21 protein-coding genes are annotated in these 21754 nt (G+C 46.1%); 3 read left to right on the forward strand and 18 right to left on the reverse strand.

All coding sequences use genetic code 11. From position 1 onward, the window contains the following. Nucleotides 1-4: 4 nt before the first annotated feature. A complete protein-coding gene (locus PF479_RS00215) occupies nt 5-403 on the forward strand; it encodes a VOC family protein (protein ID WP_298001025.1) in 399 nt (132 codons plus the stop codon). A 292-nt stretch (nt 404-695) separates the two neighbouring features. Here PF479_RS00215 and PF479_RS00220 read toward each other — a convergent pair whose 3' ends face one another. Continuing rightward, entirely contained in the window at nt 696-1775 is a 1080-nt protein-coding gene (locus PF479_RS00220) for a lactonase family protein (RefSeq protein ID WP_298001028.1), read from the reverse strand. A gap of 55 nt (nt 1776-1830) precedes the next feature. After that, on the reverse strand, nt 1831-2322 hold the full coding sequence (locus tag PF479_RS00225; RefSeq protein ID WP_298001029.1) for a peptidylprolyl isomerase: 492 nt from the start codon (nt 2320-2322) through the stop codon (nt 1831-1833). 176 nt (nt 2323-2498) lie between these two features. On the opposite strand from PF479_RS00225, the gene PF479_RS00230 reads away from it, so the two are divergent. After that, nucleotides 2499-3209, forward strand: a complete 711-nt coding sequence (locus PF479_RS00230; RefSeq protein WP_298001031.1) for a FadR/GntR family transcriptional regulator — start codon at nt 2499-2501, stop codon at nt 3207-3209. On the opposite strand, the gene PF479_RS00235 is transcribed toward PF479_RS00230, so the two are convergent. The 11 genes from PF479_RS00235 to PF479_RS00280 all read right to left on the reverse strand — a co-directional run bounded on the left by PF479_RS00235 (nt 3210) and on the right by PF479_RS00280 (nt 15620). Further along, on the reverse strand, nt 3210-4628 hold the full coding sequence (locus PF479_RS00235; RefSeq protein WP_298001032.1) for an FAD-linked oxidase C-terminal domain-containing protein: 1419 nt from the start codon (nt 4626-4628) through the stop codon (nt 3210-3212). Nucleotides 4629-4642: 14 nt separating this feature from the next. Then, complete coding sequence (locus PF479_RS00240) at nt 4643-5884, reverse strand: electron transfer flavoprotein subunit alpha/FixB family protein (RefSeq protein WP_298001034.1); 1242 nt, start codon at nt 5882-5884, stop codon at nt 4643-4645. Between the two features lie 12 nt (nt 5885-5896). After that, complete coding sequence (locus PF479_RS00245) at nt 5897-6691, reverse strand: electron transfer flavoprotein subunit beta/FixA family protein (RefSeq protein ID WP_298001036.1); 795 nt, start codon at nt 6689-6691, stop codon at nt 5897-5899. A 144-nt stretch (nt 6692-6835) separates the two neighbouring features. Further along, nucleotides 6836-7072, reverse strand: coding sequence for an ATP-binding protein (locus tag PF479_RS20675; protein ID WP_367277187.1), 237 nt, complete (start codon nt 7070-7072; stop codon nt 6836-6838). Between the two features lie 77 nt (nt 7073-7149). Then, the gene (locus PF479_RS00250) at nt 7150-7899 is read right to left on the reverse strand and encodes a GGDEF domain-containing protein (RefSeq protein WP_298001038.1); all 750 of its coding nucleotides are present in this window, start codon (nt 7897-7899) and stop codon (nt 7150-7152) included. Nucleotides 7900-8468: 569 nt separating this feature from the next. Continuing rightward, nucleotides 8469-9446, reverse strand: a complete 978-nt coding sequence (locus PF479_RS00255) for a uroporphyrinogen decarboxylase family protein (RefSeq protein ID WP_298001040.1) — start codon at nt 9444-9446, stop codon at nt 8469-8471. Nucleotides 9447-9578: 132 nt separating this feature from the next. Further along, on the reverse strand, nt 9579-11015 hold the full coding sequence (locus tag PF479_RS00260; protein ID WP_298001042.1) for a glycoside hydrolase family 88 protein: 1437 nt from the start codon (nt 11013-11015) through the stop codon (nt 9579-9581). A 5-nt stretch (nt 11016-11020) separates the two neighbouring features. After that, a complete protein-coding gene (locus PF479_RS00265) occupies nt 11021-12457 on the reverse strand; it encodes a sulfatase-like hydrolase/transferase (protein WP_298001044.1) in 1437 nt (478 codons plus the stop codon). A gap of 5 nt (nt 12458-12462) precedes the next feature. Then, nucleotides 12463-13305, reverse strand: coding sequence for a carbohydrate ABC transporter permease (locus PF479_RS00270; protein WP_298001046.1), 843 nt, complete (start codon nt 13303-13305; stop codon nt 12463-12465). 11 nt (nt 13306-13316) lie between these two features. Beyond that, on the reverse strand, nt 13317-14105 hold the full coding sequence (locus tag PF479_RS00275) for a carbohydrate ABC transporter permease (protein ID WP_298001048.1): 789 nt from the start codon (nt 14103-14105) through the stop codon (nt 13317-13319). Between the two features lie 222 nt (nt 14106-14327). Further along, on the reverse strand, nt 14328-15620 hold the full coding sequence (locus tag PF479_RS00280) for a sugar ABC transporter substrate-binding protein (RefSeq protein ID WP_298001049.1): 1293 nt from the start codon (nt 15618-15620) through the stop codon (nt 14328-14330). A gap of 334 nt (nt 15621-15954) precedes the next feature. Between PF479_RS00280 and PF479_RS00285 the strand changes: the two genes are divergently transcribed. After that, nucleotides 15955-16668, forward strand: a complete 714-nt coding sequence (locus PF479_RS00285; RefSeq protein WP_298001051.1) for a FadR/GntR family transcriptional regulator — start codon at nt 15955-15957, stop codon at nt 16666-16668. Between the two features lie 68 nt (nt 16669-16736). Here PF479_RS00285 and PF479_RS00290 read toward each other — a convergent pair whose 3' ends face one another. The 5 genes from PF479_RS00290 to PF479_RS00310 form a co-directional block, all read right to left on the reverse strand. Continuing rightward, nucleotides 16737-17894 carry a mandelate racemase/muconate lactonizing enzyme family protein gene (locus tag PF479_RS00290; protein ID WP_298001082.1) on the reverse strand — a complete coding sequence of 386 codons (1158 nt, stop codon included), beginning with the start codon at nt 17892-17894 and terminating at the stop codon, nt 16737-16739. A 20-nt stretch (nt 17895-17914) separates the two neighbouring features. Continuing rightward, a complete protein-coding gene (locus tag PF479_RS00295; protein WP_298001053.1) occupies nt 17915-18823 on the reverse strand; it encodes a dihydrodipicolinate synthase family protein in 909 nt (302 codons plus the stop codon). 24 nt (nt 18824-18847) lie between these two features. Further along, nucleotides 18848-19618, reverse strand: coding sequence for an SDR family NAD(P)-dependent oxidoreductase (locus PF479_RS00300; RefSeq protein ID WP_298001055.1), 771 nt, complete (start codon nt 19616-19618; stop codon nt 18848-18850). Between the two features lie 336 nt (nt 19619-19954). Beyond that, a complete protein-coding gene (locus PF479_RS00305; protein ID WP_298001057.1) occupies nt 19955-21049 on the reverse strand; it encodes a sugar kinase in 1095 nt (364 codons plus the stop codon). Further along, on the reverse strand, nt 21046-21705 hold the full coding sequence (locus PF479_RS00310; RefSeq protein ID WP_298001059.1) for a bifunctional 4-hydroxy-2-oxoglutarate aldolase/2-dehydro-3-deoxy-phosphogluconate aldolase: 660 nt from the start codon (nt 21703-21705) through the stop codon (nt 21046-21048). The genes PF479_RS00305 and PF479_RS00310 overlap by 4 nt, the downstream gene beginning before the upstream one ends. Between the last annotated feature and the right edge of the window lie 49 nt (nt 21706-21754).

The following is a 21754-nucleotide window of genomic DNA, read 5'->3' on the forward strand; positions in this document are numbered from 1 at the left end:
TAATATGAGTAAACAACCTGAATTCACCTTTGCCCACACCGGGCTGAATGTAAAAGACAGAGACGCAACGGCCGCCTGGTATGAAAAGAACCTGAATATGAGGATCGTCCGCAGTGTCCCTGGTGCCATGCACTTTCTGGCAGACCCCACGGGTCGTGTCATTCTGGAAATATACTCGAACGAATCAGCACCCATGCTGGATCTGGGTGCCACACACTTTCTGACCCTCCACCTGGCGGTTCTGACTGAAACTCCTAAAGAAACGGAAGCTCAACTTCAGAAAGCTGGAGCTGTGACTGTAGATCCCTACAAAATCACAGGAGCAGGGGATGAATTGATCATGATGCGTGATCCCTTCGGACTGGGTCTGCAGCTGATCAAGCGGAAGGAGCCGATGTTTTAATTCGGTTGATTTGCGTTTTATGCAGTTTCTGAGAGTCAGATCGGTTATGAGAGACTATATCATATTCATTTTCAGTAGAGATCTACTTAAATTATTACTCATAGTTTTACCCCAAAAGCAATATCTCAATCACTGAAAGATCTCATACCAAACGGATTCATTGTTTGAAGACATGGTGTAATCAAAAAGAAGATAATATTAGGAGGTATTCATCATTATTTCCGTTGCAGTGCATGAAATGGAGTTCCACGAAAAAAACTACAGGACTGGGTAAATTGTTCTCAGAATATCTTTATACCAAAGTAATCAGACAGACAGGAGACCCCAAGTTCAGTGGTTCTGCCCACTTTTCCCCAGGTAAACCAGTTGCCGGATCGAATGCCCTGATCTGCACATCATCCGAGTCCTGATGAGCCATAAGAAGCCATTTCCCCGATGGTGAAAAACAGATATCCCGGGGTACCTTCCCCCTGGTGCTGAATGTATCAAAAGCCTCTAAAGACACAGAACCATCCTTCCCATTCCGGTGAATACAGAAAACGGTGACCGTATCGTCAAAGCGGTTGGAAACGACAAGGCTCCGCCCGGAAGGATGTACCTTGACGGCGGCGGGAGCCGCTCCGCCGGGAGAATTGTCTCCCACTGAGGGTAGATCCTGTTCCAGGGTCAGACTGCCGTCGTTACGGTTTAACCGGGCTACCAGCAATCGGGGCACAAGCTCACAGAGGATATACACAGACTTCCCTTCCGGGTCGAATGCCAGATGCCGGGGACCGTACCCGGGTGGGACCGAGAGGGATGAAACAACAGGCAGTTCATCATCCGCAGCATCGTGAATCCAGACCTTGTCACTCCCCAGGTCGCAGACATAGATGTGTTTTTTATCAGTGCCGGGAAGAACCTGATGAGCATGGGGCGACTCCTGACGGACAGCATTGGGCCCGCTTCCTGAATATTCAAAGGATTTGATGGACTTGCCAACATCGCCCTCTTCAAGACCATAGGACTTTAAACAGCCGCCCCGGTAGGAAGCAGCAAAGATCCTCTCCATATCCTTCACAGCTCGGATATGACATCCTGCGGGGCCGGGTCCGGTTTGAAGTGACCCTAGAGTCAAAGTAAAATTAGATTCAAGAGTGAAAGAGCGAACCTCCCCTTCCCCCCGGGGATTCTCTGTGATGGCATAAAGCTTCTGTAGATCACCATCCCAGTCCAGATAAGAAGGATTTGTAACTCCTCCTGTTACTGTCAATTTTGACAGTACACCCGTCTCTTCTTCAAAAGTCAGCAGTACAATGCCCTCACCGCAGGCGCCGGGGATATTTACGGACTTCTCCGTGTAGCAACCGGATGCAAATATTATCTTATTCATTATGTTCAGCTCTCCTGTTCCAAAACACACCCAACCCCTTCAGGGACGTTCTGATCTAATGATGATGATGGCCCCCCTCATGAACATGACCATGACTGAGCTCTTCTTTAGTGGCTTTACGGATATCAACTATATCAACTTCAAAATTAAGATTCATTCCTGCTAAGGGATGATTGGCATCAATCGTCACCTTATCTTTTTCTATTTTTTTTATTTCGACGAGAGTCAATTCCCCCTCTTCATCCTCGGATTCAAATTCCATGCCCACTTCAATTGGTTCCAATTCTGCAAGTTCTTTTCTATCCACTTCCTCGACAAGATCAGGGAGAATATCTCCATAGGCATCAGCAGCATCCACTCTTACTTTCAGTGAATCCCCGATACTTTTATCATTCAGGACCTTTTCCAATCCCGGAACCAGACTATCTGTTCCATGAATATAAGCCAGAGTTTCATCCCCTTCTGTGCTGTCCAGTAGATTTCCTTCATCATCTGATAATTTATAGTGTATGGTTACAACCAGTTTATTCGCTACTTTTAATGACATTTCATTCCTCCTCAACGTTTAAGATATCATAATCATAAACGCCATCAATTAGAATCTCAGTCTGGCTTTTTTCAGAATACTTTCCGATTCTCTTTCAGCTCTTATTGGTCTTACCAGTATAATAAGTTATTATTTATCTTGTCTCTGAAGGCCATCACAGCCTATAATACTCCATCATGGATGTGAAACCGATTGTTACGAAGAGAGTCTACCAGGAAATCATTTCTCAATTTGTAGAGATGATCCGCACCGATAGAATTAAAGCCGGAGAAAAACTACCGGCCGAACGGATACTGGCAGAAATGTTTCAGGTTTCCCGGCCTTCGGTAAGAGAAGCCCTCAGGGCTATGGAAACCATCGGAATGGTTGAAATCAGAGCCGGTGGGGGTGCCTATGTGACCGACCTCAATCTGGCACCCTTTTTCAATACCTTTGCACCACTCCTCACAAAACACGAAAACTTTGAGCTGGAACTCCTTGATTTAAGAGAACTCCTGGAGATCCGCTCTGCCGAACTGGCTGCAGAACACTGCACTCCCGAAATTGCGGACTACCTGGAAGAGCCCATCCTCCGGATGGAAGCCTCCATACAAAGCGGAGACGGTGCCGAAGGTTTGGCGGGAGACCTTCTGTTTCACAAACGAATCTCTGAAAAATCCGGCAATTACATCCTGAAAAAAGCTTCGGAGTTCGTAAACTCTCTCCTGGAAATTTCCATCAAAGGAGGCCGGGCCCTGGTCCTTCAGAATAAAGGAAATGTCAGCCTCCTCTACAAAGAACACAGAAATATCTTTGACGCCATCAAGGCTAATGATCCCGCAGGGGCCCGGGAATCTATGAGCCGCCACCTGATGAATGTCAAAGAGATCTACCAGAAAAACCTTTAATCAGCTGTTCACTACTTTTCCGGGATTCAGGAGCATCTTGGGATCAAATGCCTGCTTGATCCTGTAGATCAGCTCCATCGAGTCATCTCCCATGCTTTTTTGAAGGTAAGGCCGTTTAGCAAATCCGATACCATGCTCTCCAGAAACCTTCCCACCGAACTCTTCGGCCTTGTTATACATATCTTCAAAAACAGCTTCCAGCTTCAGATTCCAGGTCTCTTCATCCAGATCGTCCTTCAGGACGTAGATATGAAGGTTCCCGTCTCCCGCATGGCCAAAACTCTTGATGCGGATATTGTGCTTTTCCTTCAGCTCATGGGTATAGAGGATAAAATCGGCCACACTCTTGCGGGGAACCACCACATCGCACTCATCCATTTCTGTGGTAGAGGCTTTGATGGCCTCCAGAAAAGCCCCCCGGGCCGACCAGATGGACTCCTGCCTCTCCTGGGTATCCGATATAAATACATCGCTGGCACCGTTGGCCAGGCAGATCTCCGCCACCGGTTCATAGGCTTTTTCGATGTCTTCCCTGCTGTTTCCGTCAAAGGTCAGAAGCAGATAGGCGTCGGCCGACTTATCGGGAAAGTGCTTTCCCAGAAATTCTTCAGAGGAAACAATAACATCCCGTTCCATAAACTCGATGGCTGTGGGTGTGCTTTTTGACTTGATGATGGTAGGAACCGTTTCAATGGCAGAGCGGATATCCCGGAAGGGAATCAGCAGACTCACGGCTACAGGGGGCAGAGGCAAAAGGCGAAGGATGGCCCGGGTCACGATTCCCAGAGTCCCCTCGGAACCGACAATCAGATCCTTGATGCTGTATCCTGAGGAGTTTTTCACCACTTTACCGCCGGTTTCAATAATACGGCCGTCAGGCAGCACCACTTCCAGGCCCCGGACAAAATCCCGGGTGACCCCGTATTTTACGGCCCTCATTCCCCCGGCATTGGTATTGATATTCCCGCCGATGGTGGCACTCTTCTCTCCCGGGTCGGGCGGATAGAACAGGTCGTGATCTTCCACATATTTGGAGATTTCCATCAGGAGTACACCCGGTTCCACCGTCAGGGTCAGGTTATCCTCATCCAGTTCGATGATCTTATTCATCTTCTGGAGGCTCAGCATGATGCCCCCGTGAATACTCACAGAACCGCCTACAAGTCCGGTTCCCTGCCCCCGGGGAGTCACAGGGATATCCCGTTCATAGGCATACTGTAAAATGGCAGAAACTTCACGGCTGCTGAGGGCTTCAATCAGGACCTCAGGATAGGCATGTATCCCCGCCAGTTCATCATGGCTGTAGTCTTCATGAATTGACGTTCCTGTAAAAACCCGGCTCTCTTCGGTCATGCCGATAAGAGCCCGGATATCCTCAGAACTTATCTTTTTGTATATTTTTGCATCTGTCGTCGTCATTTTCATTCTCTCCTTTAAACCTGCAAAACAGCGGCATCGGCCCTGGATTTAATATCTTCCAAAAGGAAGGGCAGTATCTCATACAGGTCCCCTTCAAGAGCAATATGGGCCACCTTCATGATGGGCGCCGCCGCATCGGTATTAATGGCGATGATGAGCTCGGAAGAATTCATCCCGGCCACAAACTGTATGGCCCCGGAAACACCGCAGGTGATGATCAGTCTCGGCTTGACGGTTCTTCCCGAAAGACCGATCTGCTTGCGGGGGTCCGCCCAGCCGGCTTCAATCAGGGAACGGGTTGCCGCCAGTTGTCCTCCCAGGGAAGAAGCGAGTTCTTCCAGCATCTTAAGGTCTTCCTGTTTTTTGACACCCCGTCCGGCCACAACAATGACCTCGGCTTCTTCAATACCCACATCCAGAACCTTGGGTTTTACCTCCAGGACTTCAATCCTGGAAGACAGTTTTTCTACAGGGAGCTGTCTCTCCTCAACCACTCCCCTGACCTCTGACTCCAGAAGAGCCTCGGGAGCGGAAAAGATCTTATACCGGACCGTGGCAAACTGGGGTCTGTGAGCGGGGGTATGGATGTGTGCCATGATATTCCCGCCGAAGGCCGGCCTGATCTGATCCAGATCTGTATTCTCTTTGATATCCAGGAAAGTGCAGTCGGCGGTCAGTCCTGTTCGGAACCGGGCGGCGGTCCTCGGAGCCAGGGAGCGTCCCACAGTAGTACCTCCTACCAGACAGACAGAGGGTTTGACTTCATTAATAAAATCTTCAAAGACTGCTGTGTAGGGCTCAATCCTGAAATGCTCCAGCTCTTTCTGATCATACACAAAGACTTTATCCACACCGTAAAGCAGGGTCTGCCGGGCCATGGAAGCTATCCCGGAACCCATGCAGAGGGCATAAACAGGAGCATTCACCTTGGCCGCCAGCTCCCGGGCCTTGCCGATGAGTTCAAAGCTGACAGGATGGACTTCTCCCTCCACCTGGTCTATATAGACGGCGATGCCCTTCCAATCCTCTTTGTTCAGCGGCTTTTTCCCTGGGTGAGAGTCATCTATCTCGATCAGTTCAAAAACACCCGCAGGTCCGTTTTTCACGCAGAGACCACACATTTTACAGGCAGCGGTTATTTCAATGTAATCTTCGGAAGCTGGACCGCAGGCTATAGCAGCAAAGGGACAGAGGTCTTCCAGTGTTTGTTTATTCAAGCCTTTTGACATGCTCTGATGTATTACTAATTCTTTCATATTGCGGTCCTCCTATTGAACCAAAAGCTTTTCATCCCGGAGCTTCTCAAAAAGTCTCCGGGTCAATTCTTTAGAACTGCCGGACCATACTTCATGATCATCACGGGTTTCCGGGGGGAAGATCCTCTCCACCTGAGTGGGAGAACCTTTGAGACCATAGCGGGAGACGCCCTGATCAGGAAGGTCCTTCAGAGACAGTACAGTAATGGGTTTGCCCACTGTTTCTTTCTTTTTTACATAGGAGGGAAGCCTGGACTGGTAGATACCCTTTTCAACAGAGATAAGGCAGGGATAGAGGACTCTGGCAATTTCTACGGTATGGGGCATGTCCATCTCGACAGTGATGGATTCTTCATCCGTTTTCAGAATAGAGCGGACATTGGTTACATGAGGGATATTCAGGAACTCGGCGATTTCCGCACCCACCTGAGCGGTATCACCATCGGTGGTCTGCTTGCCGCAGATAATCAGATCGGAAGATCCTGATTTCATGATTCCCTGACTCAGGGTGTAGGCTGTAGCCAGAACATCAGAGCCGGCAAACTGCCTGTCAGAGATGAGAAAAGCCTCATCAGCGCCCATCATAAAGGCTTCCCGAAGAATCTGTTCTGCCTGGGGAGGGCCCATTGTAACAGCTCTCACCTTCCCGCCTTTGGATTCTTTCAGCCTCAAGGCTGTTTCGATGGCATATAAATCGTAAGGGTTCATCTTGGAGTCGATTCCATCTCTCTGGAGCACTCCAGTTTCAGGATCGACCTTGACTTCAGAGGTACCAGGAACCTGTTTTATACAGACTGTTATATCCATAGATTATTATTCCTTGTGTTAATCATATGATTCAGAGCCCTCATCCCGGGCATTATGAAACTATACCACAGATATCTTACTTGTCAACTGGTAAGACCACACAAAGGCATAGAAATCATAGAACCATTGAATGAAAAAAAAGCCTCAAACCCGGGGAGGATCTTTCTCTGGCAAATCAACGATAAAGGTAGTACCTTTACACGTCTCACTCATAAAGCTGAGGGTTCCATTGAATTCTTCTATGATTTTATTGGAGATTGTCAGGCCCAATCCTATATTACTCTTTGTAATTTTAGTGCTGAAGAAAGGATTTAGAATTCGCTCTTTAATGGCATCGTCAATACCGCAGCCATTGTCCTCAATTTGAGACGGTGAGGGAATTCAATTCCTGATCTAGACCTTTTCTGGGTTGTATAGCCGTTAAATTAGTATGGTAAAGATGATATTCCAGACAACGGCTATACAACAACACAGTTTCTTCCCGCGTCCTTCGCCTTATAAAGATTCCGATCTGCAGCAAGGATAGACTCTTCAAAGTCTTTATCTCTGGGTAGCATACCGGCAATTCCGAAACTCATGGTAATTGAAAAACCTTCATTTTCATAATCAAAATTCAACCCCTCAATTTCCTTTCTGATACGATCTGCTGAAAGCGCCGCCTGTGAGAGATCCATCTTTTGGAGAAGTATAAATTCTTCTCCACCCCATCGGGCCAGGCAATCCTGATCTCTCACATTCCTGCGGAGTGCAGCAGCGATTTCTTTAAGAACAAGATCCCCACAATCATGACCGTAACGGTCATTTACCTTCTTGAAGAAATCGATATCGCAAAGGGTAACGGCAAAGGACTCTCCACTCCGTTGGATCTGTTTAAATTCATACTCCATAAATTGGTTGAATCCTCTCCGGTTTTGAAGATTAGTCAAAGCATCCGTCAGGGAAAGCCTCTCCAATTCTTTCATCAGGCGCTCCTTTTCCACCATTTCGTCCATCAGATCAACTTTGAACTTGTGCATGACAGCAACATAGATGGAAAAAAGGACAAAGGTATTTCTCCAGATCAGTGAAAAAGATAAATCAACTCGTAAAGACTGGGAAATGGAATCGGCCTCCATCATGTTCCCCGTGAAGATAGGAAGGGCAGTGGCAACAAGTCCCAGAAAAATTAAAAAAACAAGAGAAATGGAAGCATATTTATGATTTTGCAATTTCATTCTTATCAAAAAAATTAGAAGCAGAAACAAGACAAGACAATTAAAAAAACCGAAAATGAGCAAGGGAGAGACATTCAGATGCTTTGAGGTTACTGCAAAGACAAGAGCCATTAGAAACAGTATTGCTTTGTAAATAATTTGTGCAGGTACCTCGAAGAAACGTCGCCACCCCACTTCAAGGAAAAGATTCCCCAGGAAAAAGCTTACAATAGTGATGACGGCAGGCATAGACAAGGATTCCGGCTGTACTAAGGGTATTATGGGAATCATAGAATATTTTAGAAAAATATAATTATAGGCGACGACTGGTAGAATCATAGATAGAAACCAGAGCATAGTCCCCTGAAACTGATTTCTAAAATGGATTTTTATTAAAAGTATTAAGATGCTATATACAATTGATATAGGTATGATTATAAAACTGAGAGTGGCATAATCAAATTGAAATTGCATGTTCACATGATAAACCATAATATTGGGAATGCAAAGTATTTCAGATCTTCAAGGTTGAAAATTCACGATCAAACGAAAGGGTAAAAAAATGATTCTACTCCATCTTTTTACTATGATATAATCCGCCTCACCGTCCGTGCATAGGCCCTGATATTCTCAAGGGGGGTATCCCTCTCCAGAAAGTCCGCTGACTGGAGCACAAAAGGAAATCCCGAGTCCATCCCAGTTTTCAGGGCGGCCTCGGTAGCCTTGATCACATCCTCCACCCTTCCATTCTGCAGCACATTGATCTGGTCCACACCTCCGGTGATGGTATAACGGCCCTTTACTGTTGCCAGGGCGTCAGCCAGAGCAGCATCACCCAGTGGGGGCGGAGAAAAAGGTTCCACCCAATCTGCTTCTGCTGCCACATAGGATTCCACCAGATTCATGATCTCACCGCAATTGTGATAAAGCGTCTTGATTCCGATCTCACGGCAGGAAGCAAAAAAACGTTTTTCATAGGGCAGGATGTACTTGTCAAACATCTCTTTACCCAGAAATCCACCGGCTACATTACCACCGACAATCATGACATCCGCTCCGGATTCTGCGATGGCCCTGGCGTATGTGGAGATCCTTTTCAGTGAAAATTCCATTAGTTCACTGAAGAAATCAGGTTCCGTCAGAAACAGACAATATAATTCTTCCAGTTCTAACAGACGAGAGGCATTATTAAACACGCCATTAGGACACCAGACACCGACAATCCCGTCTTCACCCACGGAAGCCTGGGCGGATGTCACCCTTTGTTTTACAGGATCAAAAAACTCAGAGGAACACCCCGGTTCATAGGCAACCGCCATTTTCAGGTCTTTCATCGATTTGATCGGTTTCTCGGTACAGGCATGGAGGAAAGTCCCCGGATAAGGCTCATTGACAGAGAGTTCCTGAGTCAATTCTCCATCCGGGGTCTGGATGGTATACCTGGTTTTTGTGACAGTCTCTTTCCGGGAGTCAGTTTCCTTGTGGAATTCAACTCCTTGCCGGGGCATTGCCGAAAATTCTTCCATATCAAAAAGAATACGGACAAATATATCAAGCCCCATCTCTCTCTGAAATGCGGCAACCGCTTTATCCAGAGCGGCACCGTCTAAAGGAGAAATCTCCGGATAGAGCTGCTGAATAGAGTGGCCGGGGGAGCATCAGGCAACTCCTTGTTAATTACTTTTAGAAACCTTTCACGTCCCGTCATTCTGATTCTCCTTTATTCTAATTCCGCTTAAGGCGGCAGTAAGCTGCAGATACAATCCGCCCCCAAACTGGGCACAAACCCGAAACTCTTCTTTTTGAAAATCCGGCGTCCCTCTGTTCAGCTGGGAAGCACCGCATAAAAAACCATCTTGATTAATTTGTTTTGATAATGCCCTCTCTACCAGCCGGGCACAATCAAGATATTCTTTGCCCAAGAGTCCTTCCCTGTATCCCAGTGCAAAGGCCGCTCCGATTCCGGCACAGCCGGAGGTATCTGCAAGAGTCTCAGGTTCATAAAAATACACCGGAAAAAGGCCATCCTCCTTGAAGGTATCCAAAACTGATGCGGCAACTGACTGGAAGGCTTCAATCAAATACTGACAACCCATGTCTTTCCGGGCAAGTGCAATGGTTTTCACTAAGCCTAAAAGGAACCAGCAATACGCCCTGGCCCAGTATGGTTGATAAAAGTGTCCGGAAATGGAGGATTTTTGATACACAATTCCCTCCTTCAGCACATAGGGAAGCCTGAGGCGGATCTGATCCACGGCGGTTTTCATTAAAGAGAGATCATTCAACTGTCCAGCTCGCAGAGCAAGCGGATAAGCCAGGGTATAGAACCCCTCTACAGAAACAAAATAATCCTCCAGAATCAGTCCCTCAGCATCCACTCCCCTATCCATGATCAATCCATCTGGACCCAGATGTTTCTTGCAGAATTCATCAAAAATCCTGATTCCCGGATGGTCGGGAATAAAGCGAAGAAGAGGGATGAAACAGAGGAGCTGTTCAATACCGAAAAGCTCATTTTCCCGCTTTTCACTGTGAGGTCCCGTATACTCTAAACTCCCCTTTTCACTGAAAAACCAGGAAATTTGTTTCCTGATTCCGGAAAACAGGCTTTCCGATGGCTGAACCAGCATTTGATCACTCAGCCCGTCAACAACACAACCGTAAATCCAATTGAAGGGCTGAAGTCCCCAAGGGCCGGTATGAGCTTCCAGAAGGTTTTGTTCAGAACGCGTTTCTTCTGCACCGGTTAAAAAGGCAGGGGCAAAGCAGTTCTCAAAGGGATCTCCCGTAAAAACCCAGAAGGAGGATTGAGATGAGAGACGATCAGAATCCTCCTTCAGAACCAGGCTGACCTCGATGTCTCCAGAGGGAGCATTTTTAAAATCGATATAGAATGGCTGGAACTGACAGGTATAACTGACTTCACAACGGCCCAATTCCAGGCCGGATTTCACATCCTTCAAAACCAGGCTTCCCCTGGAATGGAATTCCGAACCGGCGAAGACCCTGCACCGGCAGATGTCTTCACAATTTAGAGGTACAGGAAGTCTGAGTACCACACCCTCAGGTCCCCCCAGAGCGGCTCCGGATAATCCTTCGGAAAAGTAGGGAGTCTTATTATTGATATGCATAATGACTATCCCTGATGCGGAAAAGGATAGGGCCGTGTCCATCCCGCCTGATTGAAAGGGTCTTCGGCATTATCCGTAGCTGGAACAACTTTCTTATCCAGATGAGCTGTCCTGGAGGACTCCAGAATCCAGACACTCAGCCGGCGGTCCAGCTGGTTCAGGATCTCCGAACAGGTCTTATCAAGTATCAGATTGTTATTCTCCAGAGGATCAGCCTCTAGGTTAAAAAGGTAGGCTTCCCCATTGTAATACCGTGACAACCGCCAATTTTTCCAGGCTGCAAAAAATCCCGTATCCAAGGCTCCGAAAATGTACCTTTCCGGATTTTCAGACCCGTCAAGAATCTGACAGTCTTCTGAAGGGGATGATTCTATTCCGGCAATGCTAAAAATAGTGTTGTATACATCCGTCAGATTGACCAGACTGTCCACCTGAGTGCCGGGTGTAAAACCGGCTCCTCTGATAAGAAGAGGAACTGACACAGCCTGATCCAAAAAGTAACGTTTACCGATGAGATCATGATCTCCCAGAAAATCACCATGATCTGATGTGAAAAGAACGGTGGTTGTCTCTGCAAGACCGCTCTGATCCAGATAGTTCAAAATGAGTCCCACCGCATCATCGATCTGTTTCACAAGAGCCAGATAGTGATGACGAATGCGGAGATAGTCTTCCTGGGAAGCATCAGAATAATCCACACCATTCCAGGGCATCCTGTTGATGCGGTCTGCATCGGATTTCATCCAATCAACAGGATTCCCGACGGGAGCTTTGATTTGAGAGAGATCAACCTGATCCAGGTGTTCCGCTGGAGGATCATAAGGACAATGAGGTCCCGGAAATCCTGCAATCACCGCAAAGGACTGATCCTGGTCAAGGGCAGCCAGGTAAGATATCGTCTGATCAGCCACCCAGGTATCCACTTGATCTTCCAGAGGAATACGGCTGACGACCGCTCCTTTCTGTACCAGATAGTCTTTGTGATCCATCCCGTGATATTTGTGCATCCCTTTTGATTTAAGATAGTTCTGGTAGTCATCCTGAATATGGGTGTGCCGTTTATCTTCACTGATGATACGGTCCTGAAACCCTTCAGGACTGTCCCAGGGATAAAAGTGCATCTTACCAATGGCAGCTGTTCTATACCCTGCTTTATTCAGGATTTCCGGCCAGGACTTCATACCCAGAACCTCACGGTCCGTACGGAGCCAGGACCCGTTATTCAGAACTCCTGTCACTAAAGCATTCTGTCCTGTCAGCATGGAAGCCCTGGCGGGAACACAAAGAGGAGTGGGACTGAGGGCCCTTTTATAGTTAACACCTTCCGCAGCCAGACGGTCTAAGTGGGGAGTAGATATGGCCTTACATCCATTACAGCTGAGCGCATCAGCTCTCAGCTGATCAGGAAACAAAACCAGTATGTTCTGTTTTTTTTCCAGCATTAGAATTAACCCTTTACAGATCCGGTGGTCAGACCGGAAACCATATTCTTCTGAAGAAGAATAAAGAGAATAACCAAAGGGGCAGATGCGGCAACGGAGACAGTCATCATACCCACATAATTATGCACATATTCTCCCAGGAAACTGACGGCAATTCCGACAGGAAGGGTTCTCATGGCATCTCTTGTGATAATGACGAGAGAGAATAGAAAGTCATCCCAGGTTTTCAAGGTGGTATAGATAGCCACAGAGAGCAGACCGGGCTTAACAAGGGGAACAATAATTGTAAAAAGAGTTCTCATCCTGCTGCATCCATCAATATAGGCCGCTTCATCCAGAGAACGGGGTACCGTATTGAAATAGGCCCATAAAAACCAGATAGCAAAGGGAAGAGACAGGGTAATATCCGTGAGGATCAGCCCCGTGAATGTATTCAACAGGTGAAGCTTGGCATAGAAGGTATACAGAGAGATCAGAATGGCCACCAGGGGAAACATCTGCACGGAAAGCACAAGAAGCATGGCAACTTTCTTTCCCTTGAAGGTATACCTGGAGAAAGAGTAACCCGCCAGAATGGAGATGATAATGGTCAGTACGACAGTGATTGAAGTGACTATTAGACTGTTTTTATAATAGATCAGATACTTGGGGGTTCCCAGGATTTCAATGTAATTTGCCAATGTGACAGAGCTTGGTATAAACTCTGGAGGCAGTGTCAGCAACTGATTATTTGTTTTAAAAGATGACAGAAGCATCCAGTAAATGGGAAAGAGAACGATGACTAGCATCAGATTCACAAAGGCATATTTGGTAATATTCAAACCATGTCTATTTAAAAATTGTTTCATTCCTGGAGTCCTTAAATATAACCGGAGTTCTTCTTTTCAGAAGCTCTAATATTAATCACTGAAAAAACACTGAGAACGATCAGCCATAAGACACCGATTGCAGAACCGCTTCCTAAATCATGCTGTACGAACGCAGCGTGATAGGCTCCGACAGAAAGGGTCATGGTTTTATCCATGGGGCCGCCGCCAGTCATATTGTAGATGATCGTAAACATCTGGAAGTTGTTGATGATTGAGATGGTGATTGTCGTTACCAGCACCGTGGAAATTGAGGGGAAAATAACATGCTGCAGTACTCTCAGTCTATTACAGCCATCAATGGTAGCCGCTTCTATCAATTCTCTGGAAACGGATAATAAACCGGCAACCAGCATTGTTACCATATAAGGCAACTGGCGCCACATGACAGCCACTATCACTGTAATCATGGCCCTCTCAGGACTCTGAGTCCATAACAAATTGGAATCGCTGATCCATCCGACGCTGCTTAGCAGATAGTTTATAATACCGTACTGAGACTGGAACATCAGCGTCCAGAGCATAGCAACAGCTACAGACGGTATCGTCCAGGCAATCAGAAACAATCCCCTGTAAACTTCCCGACCCTTCAGATTAAAGCTCAAGGCTAAAGCCAGCATAAAAGCCAGCAGGAACTGTATTCCCACTTCAAAAAATACATAAAAAAAAGTATTTTTAAAATATGTGAGGATGATCCCGCTCTTGAAGAGCTTGATATAGTTATCCAACCCGTTAAAAACAGGATGGGCCATATTGTATATGGTGTGATCCATAAAACTCATTATTATTCCCTTAATAATGGGAACAAATATCACAATGGAAAAGACAAGAAATGCAGGGACCAATAAATTGATAGCGAAGATCCGGTCTCTTTTTTCTCTAGTTGAAATCATAATTACTTACCTATTTAAATCTGTTTAATTAAGACTGACAGCCAATAACCAGCCCCGGAAATAATTAATCCGGCATATTGATTTTAACATACCGGATTGAATATATTCTAATTATTCTGCATAGATTGCTTTAACTTCTTTATCCATTTCCGCAACGATTTGCTTAATGGGCTCATCTGTCAGGGCAACTTTCTGAATACCAACAGCCACTGATTCCATGGCTTCAAGGAAGCTTGGGTTTTTACAGGGCAGAGGCAGGGCATTATCAAGAATCTTTAGAAATGTTGCCATGTAAGGATCCGTTGATGCTTTGTAGAAATCAATCTGTGATGATGATTTTCGAGCTGTGTATTTGGGTAGGATTTTAGTGTAAATAGCCATCCCCTCAGGACCTGACATAAAATCAACAAATTCAGCGGCTAATTTGGGATCCTTAGAATCCTTAAAAACAACCAGATCATGTTCAACAAAAGCAGTTACACCCTTTCGACCGTTCATTCCAGGAATCTCTGCCAATCCAACTTTTTCATTGAAGGCTGCGCCTTCGGGAGCGGCTCCGCCAAAAATTGCGGGACCGGCTTCAATATCAAGGTGGAACCCCAGCTGTCCCTGTGCAAACAGGTTTCTCAGGTCCTTAATTTCGACACCCAATGGTGAAACACCTTCCTCAAAGAGGGCTCTTGTATCTTCAAAGGTTTTGATATTTTCAGCAGAGTTCAACATGACATTCCCTTTGCTGTCCACAAACTGCCCACCGTAATTCCAGAAGTAAAGGAGAAAAAAGTAACCTGTACCGGTCAGTTTTTTCGATGAAATACCCAGACCATAGATCGTATTGCCTCTGGCATCCTTACCTAAAGAAGCAATGGCTCTGGACTGTTCCTGAAGTTCCGCCCAGGTTGCGGGCGGCCCGTCGAATCCGGCTTTAGCCACAAGTTCTTTGTTGTACCATAGTCCGATGGGGCTGGGACACCAGGGAGCGGCCATGATCTGTCCATCATAGGTGGTGCCTTCCAGTGCGGCAGGAAGAAAGTCATCGATTGTGCTCTGGGGAAGCAAGTCATTTAGTGGAGCCAATACACCGGCTTTATGCAGCGCAGGAACCCATTCTGTTTTAACCTGAGCCAGATCCGGTGCACTTCCGGCAGCTGACATAATAAGAAGCTGGTCTTTCACATTGTTATAGGGAAAAGGAACATGCGTGATGGTCAGTCCCGGTTTTGTTGCAGCAAAAGCATCTGCCATGGCTTCAAAAGCCGCTTTTCCCTGACCCTCTGCGGCACCCCAGGATACAAAATCCAGATTTACAGGACCATCTGCTGCTGCAGACTTTTCTCCCTGACCGGCGGCATATAGGGATAAAGATACTAGTAATGCAAGTGACAATAACATTAGTTTTTTCATAAAATAAAATCTCCTCTCTTTATTTTTCGACATGAAGTAATTTGATTTCCATTGGCTATAAGATATAAAAATTGTAACCCTGGTTTGCCCAGCTGTCAAGTGGTAGTACCAATTTATAATCAAACCAATTCAATTCTTTTTAAAAGCAATTCCGAATGCTGATCAAGTATCAGATGGAGGGAAATTATTTCAATATTTTATTACATGGAAATACTTTAAATAGTATTCCATAAAAATGAAATTATTTCATTAAATAGCCGTCTTTCTTCTATGGATTCAGGTTTACTGGCTAAACCAGTTGACAGATGCATAAAATAGAACATAAAGTATAAGAATGGAAGACACTTTCAGCCGGATAAGCTTTAAAAAAAAGACAGAAGCTATCAGTGAGCAAATCGTCGGTCTCATTAACTCCAGGGATCTGACACGGGGAGACAAACTTCCCTCAGAGAGATACCTGTCGGAAACGATGGGTGTCAGCAGAGGAGCTCTGAGAGAAGCCCTCCGCGCTCTGGAGATGATTGGAATTATTGAAACAAAAACCGGTTCAGGCAGCTTCATCAAGGTAAATGGTCCTATCGAAAAGACCACAGACCTTTCAAAAATGATGGAAAGAGATGACAATCCCCTGAATCTGATCATTGTCCGTAAAACAATTGAACCCCTTTCGGCAAAACTGGCGGCAAAAAATGCCGGTGAATCCGAAATACTTCATCTCAAGGATTTTTATTCAGGTTATGACATACCCGCTGGGGAAAAAGAGATCAATTATGACCTGGATGGAGATTTCCACCTCTATATTGCTGAGATGTCTCAGAACAAATCCCTTTATGATGTGATGAAAGTCATTACAGACAGAATGAAGTCTGATAATTTCTGGCGCTTTGCCAAGGAAAAAACGACAGGATTACTCCATCACCTTGGTCCTCATATTGATGAGCATGAAATGCTTGTCAATGCCATTGCCAATCATGATGAGAAAGAAGCTGAGAAGGCAATGAAACAGCACCTCAGGAGTGTTGAAAAGGGACTGCTTCAGTTCTTTTAAACTTTTGACTGCTTCTTTATAGAAAAAAACCCCGCCTTCCCGGTGGGGTTTTTTATGGAGCATACAGCCTACTTCTTCACAAACTGAAAGAGTGATTCATTGGGTTCTGCCCCTATTCCTGGTTCCTGTGGAACCATAAAGAATCCTTCAGAGCAGCTCATGGTCGTATTCAGATACTTCAGATTCTTGTCGAAAATGGAGTGTTGATACTCATGGTAAACCAGATTGTTCAAAGCTGCGGCAACCTGCAGGCTGGCAGCCTGGAAAATACCTACACCAATGCTGGCATGGGGCATAACAGTCATATTGAATGCCTGACTCATCTGGCAGATATTCCACATGGATGTCAGTCCAGTTCGGCCCATCTCCGGTTGAATCACATGCATGCAAAGCTGTTCAAATCGTGGCCTATACTCATATATGGTTCTCAATTCCTCCCCTATTGCCACTTGCACTGGTACAGATCGGACCACAAGAGCCTGACCAGCTATGTCTTCAGGTTTAACCGGGGCTTCCGCCACATACAAATCAAACTGATTCAGTTTATGAATCATGGCAATCGCCTCGGCCGCGTTGAATTTCCAGTGCATGTCTATGAGAATTTTCGGCTTGGACCCCACAGCAGTTCTCAGGGCTTCCATTTCAGGCATGATGCCGTCTGCGGACACGGCGGAAGCAAATTTAAAGGCATCAAAGCCGCTATCAATCCACTTTTTTGCCAGATCGGCTCTTTTATCTATCGTGTTTTCTGGCAAACCGGAAACATAACCCGGCAGTTTCTTGTATCTTTTTGATCCCAAAAGAGCCGCAACAGGCTGCCTCAGTTCTTTTCCTTTCAGGTCCCAGAGGGCAATGTCGATTCCCGCCAGAGCATCATGATAAAAGCCGCCGAAGAAACCACGAACCCTCATGGCATCATAGAGATCTTCATAGATCATCAGTACATCCTGGGGATCCTTTCCAATCAGGAGCGGTCCCACCAGTTCTTCAATTATGGTTTTCACAATCTCCGGCGCATAGAAAGCAACACATTCACCCCAACCGACAGTGCCGTCTTCTATCGTAACCTTCACAAGAACGCTCTGATCAGTCAGGTGATAGATGCTCTTGTTCCCGGGGCGGATAAAATAGCCCTGAGGTGTCGGTTTGTTTCCATCCTCAAGAGGCCCCAGATAAGGGGTATCCCGGGGTATTGAAATAATGATCGGTTCTACCGATTTAATCATACTCACTTGCGTCTCCTTAATTATACGGTGAAATACTCTGAAATAACCTCATAGAGTTCTTCAAATGTATCATCAAATATTTTATCACTGGTAAAGCCGGGAGAGCGGCAGTAATCCGACTTGATAAAGCCTCTTTTCTTCATAACTTTCTTCTCAAAGGCAATGATCATTTCCACATTCTGCCGGATATGATTCAGAAAATAAACCAGTTCTTTATGAACTTTGAAAGCTTCCTGGCGTTTGCCATCCATATACAGGTCGTAAATGCTCCTGTACACATCAAACATGGAGGGACCGGGCATTACACCGGCGGCACCTCTATCCAGTCCTTCGATCATCTGGTATCCCGCATTGCCGACAAAGACCTCGGTTCCCGGCCGGGCCTTTTTGACAACATTGTCGATATAGAGTCCCGGGGGCTTGCACTCAATCTTGTAGTAAATGATATTGGGGCACTCTTCGTTGAGCCTAAGAAGAACATCAGGACTGATGGCCACACCGGTCTGTTCAGGGGCATATTGCACCATCACCGGGATTTTCACAGCCTTTCCAACCGCCTTCATATGCTCATACAGAGAGGCTCCACCAGGCTTTAAAAAGAATGGGGGAAGAACCATCATACAGTCGGCACCGCTGGCCTCAATGTGCTTAGCCCACTCGATAGCAACCTCTGTGGAGTGTCTTGTATTTGAAATGATACAGGGTTTACCGTGCTTCCTGGAAGATTCCACAGTCACATCAATAAGTTTTAATTCTTCTTCATAAGATAATTTATAATACTCTCCGGCAATGCCGAAGAGGGTAATCCCATGGCTGCCTTCGTCAAACATACAGCTCAGAGCAGAGGCATAATCTTCATAGTCCACCTGCCCTTTATTATTATACACAGCAGGGGCAATCGGTAAGATCCCCTTGATTTCTTTACTCATAGTGTTCTCCAAAATATTTATTCGTCACAATTGAGCGATGGTCACACCACCGTCAATATAGTAGGAAGCTCCGGTGATGTAATTGGCCCTCTGACTGGCCAGAAATACAAAGAGATCTGCGCATTCATCAGCCTGCCCCAGGCGCCCCATAGGAATTAAATCGATTAGATGCTGTTTAAATTCCGGCTCTTTCTCCAGTTTATCTCCCAGGATTTTAGTCTCAATAATTCCCGGGTTTACATTGTTCACCTGGATATTATAAGGGGCCAGCTCCACCGCCAGAGATCGGGCCAGAGCACCGATTCCACCCTTAGAGACACAGTAGGTTGTCAGGTTTGGACGGGCAATGGCTTCAACCATGGATGAATTATTTATAATCTTGCCCCTTTCTCCCCGATCCGCCATATGACGGGCACAGAGTTGAGAAACCATAAAATAGCTCTTGAGGTTGATGTCAATGACTGTATCCCAGTCGGACATGTCCATATCCAGGAATTTTTTATGATAGGAAATCCCTGCATTGTTGATGAGGATATCAATGTGGCCCAATTTCTCAATGGTGAAATCCACAAGATTCCTGACTTCCTCTTCCTGACTGACATTAGCCTTGAAGACCTCGGATTTCAAACCCATTCCTGTAAATTTATCTTTGAGTCGAAGAACTTCCTTGTCATTACTGTTGTAATTCAAACAGGTATGAACCCCTTCTGCGGCTAAACCTTCTGCAATAGCAGAACCGATTCCTCCGCTGGCCCCTGTAATGAGAGCCGTTTTACCTTTCAGTTTTAAATCCATTCGGACCTCCAGATCTCCCTCTCCAGCCAATGGAATATTTGGGAGATCTTTGAATTATCATTATCTTATTTCATCTTATAGCCAACCATTGGTTAGACCAATTAAATATACATTGTCTTTGTGGACTTGTCAACAATTGGTAGAACCACTTTACAGATTTGCCGGTATAGAAAGATCAAACGATAGTAATAATTGCTTTTATGATGAGATATAAATAGAGAAAAGAGAATGGGAATAATTTGGATGAAAAACAAAAGGCCTATGACTGGTTCAGCTACAGAAGAATCTGGTAAAGGGGAGGAAGCCCCCCCCTTTTTTAATATTCACAGTGTAAACTTATCTCTTAACCCGACCCGTAGTGCTTCCGTTCTTCAAGGCCGTCACTTCTTCATAACTGGAGTAATTGAAATCTCCTTCAATGGAGTGGCAGAGGCAGGAAGAAGCAACTGCGAATTCCAGTGCATCCCCGGGAGAATCTTTGAACTCTCCACTGAGTCCATAAATCAAACCTGCAGAAAAGGAGTCTCCCCCGCCCAGGCGGTCTACTATGTTGCGAATCTCATAGGGTTTGTACCCATCCCCATCCATGGGGGCGAAATGGGCAGAGCCGTCTTTGCATGTATAGAGCATGGCTCCCCAGTTGTTATGATTGGCAGAGATGCTTTCTCTCAGTGTGATCGCTACATGGCTGACATGGGAAAACTGCTGTTGAATCTGCCTGGCTACATCTGGATACCGGTTGATATCCAGATCTCCTGCTTCCACATCAGTGTCTCCCGCTTGGATGCCAAGAACATCATGGGCATCTTCTTCATTTCCGATGACAACATCCACGTATTTCAAAAGACGGCGCATGGTTTTTTCTGCCAGATCCCTGGAATTGGTCCCGGCCTCCCAGTTCCATAATTTTTTTCTGAAGTTCAAGTCACAAGAGACAGTCACACCGGCGTCCTTTGCATGTCTCGCCGCCAGAATGGAAGCTTCGGCAGCTTCTCTGGAGATGGCCTGGGTAATACCGCTGATATGAAACCATTTGGCATCGGCGAATATATTTTTCCAGTCGTAAGAATCTCCTGGAGTAAGGGAAACAGAAGAGTCGGCTCTGTCATAAATAACCTGGCTGGGTCTCTGGTTGGCTCCCGTTTCCATGAAATACAGACCGAGACGGCCCTTGTCGGTCCTGAGGATGTAGGATGTGTCTACACCAAAACGTCTCACTGAATCTTCACAGGCATCGGCGATGCTATGTTTGGGAAGTGCTGTTACATACCGGGTTTGGCAGCCGAGCAGCTGGAGGGAGACAACAACGCTGGATTCAGCCCCGGCAAAGGTGACATTCAGATTTCCAGGCATAGTCTGCCTGAACCGTCTGTTGTTATCCGGAGAAAAACGTCCCATGATTTCTCCATAGCTTACGATAACGTCTTTCATCCTCTTACCTCTCTTGTGATTTTGACCGCCTCCCGGGCATTGGCAGCGATGCCGGTCCAGTCTTTTTTATCTATCATTCCAGGAGGAGCAATCCAGGAACCACCGATTGCCAGGATCTCCGGGCGTTCAAGCCAGGAAGCCATATTCCCCGCATTCACTCCTCCCAGGGGAATATATTGCAAATCAAGAAATCCATAGGGTCCATTGAGGGCTTTCAGATAATTAATGCCGCCCAGCTGCTCCGCCGGGAATATTTTTAAGACCTGACATCCCTTTGATACAGCCGTCTCAACATCTGATGCGGTACTGATTCCGGGGCCGAAAGGAAACTGTCTCTCCAGGGCTCCGTCGATCACATCGGGATTACACCCGGGGGCCACTGCAAAAAGAGCCCTTCTTTTAATAATCTCATCAAGCTGAGACGCCTGAAGGACCGTTCCTACCCCGGCATTCATTTCCGGTACTTCCTTTGTTATCCTTTCAAGAGCATTCAGGGCACACTCTGTCCGCAAGGTCAGCTCCATGGCTCTGATTCCTTCATCAACAAGGAGCCTGGCCAGAGGAACAGCCTGATCGGCATCATTGATTGTAATCACAGCGATAACACCTGACGCAAAAAGTTTCCCCTTCAATTCTGATGTAAATATAGTTTTCATAATAAAACCTCCCTTTCTGTAAGATCACTATAGACATACAACAAAAACC

The organism is Oceanispirochaeta sp. (assembly GCF_027859075.1).
Taxonomy (GTDB): Bacteria; Spirochaetota; Spirochaetia; order DSM-2461; family DSM-2461; genus Oceanispirochaeta.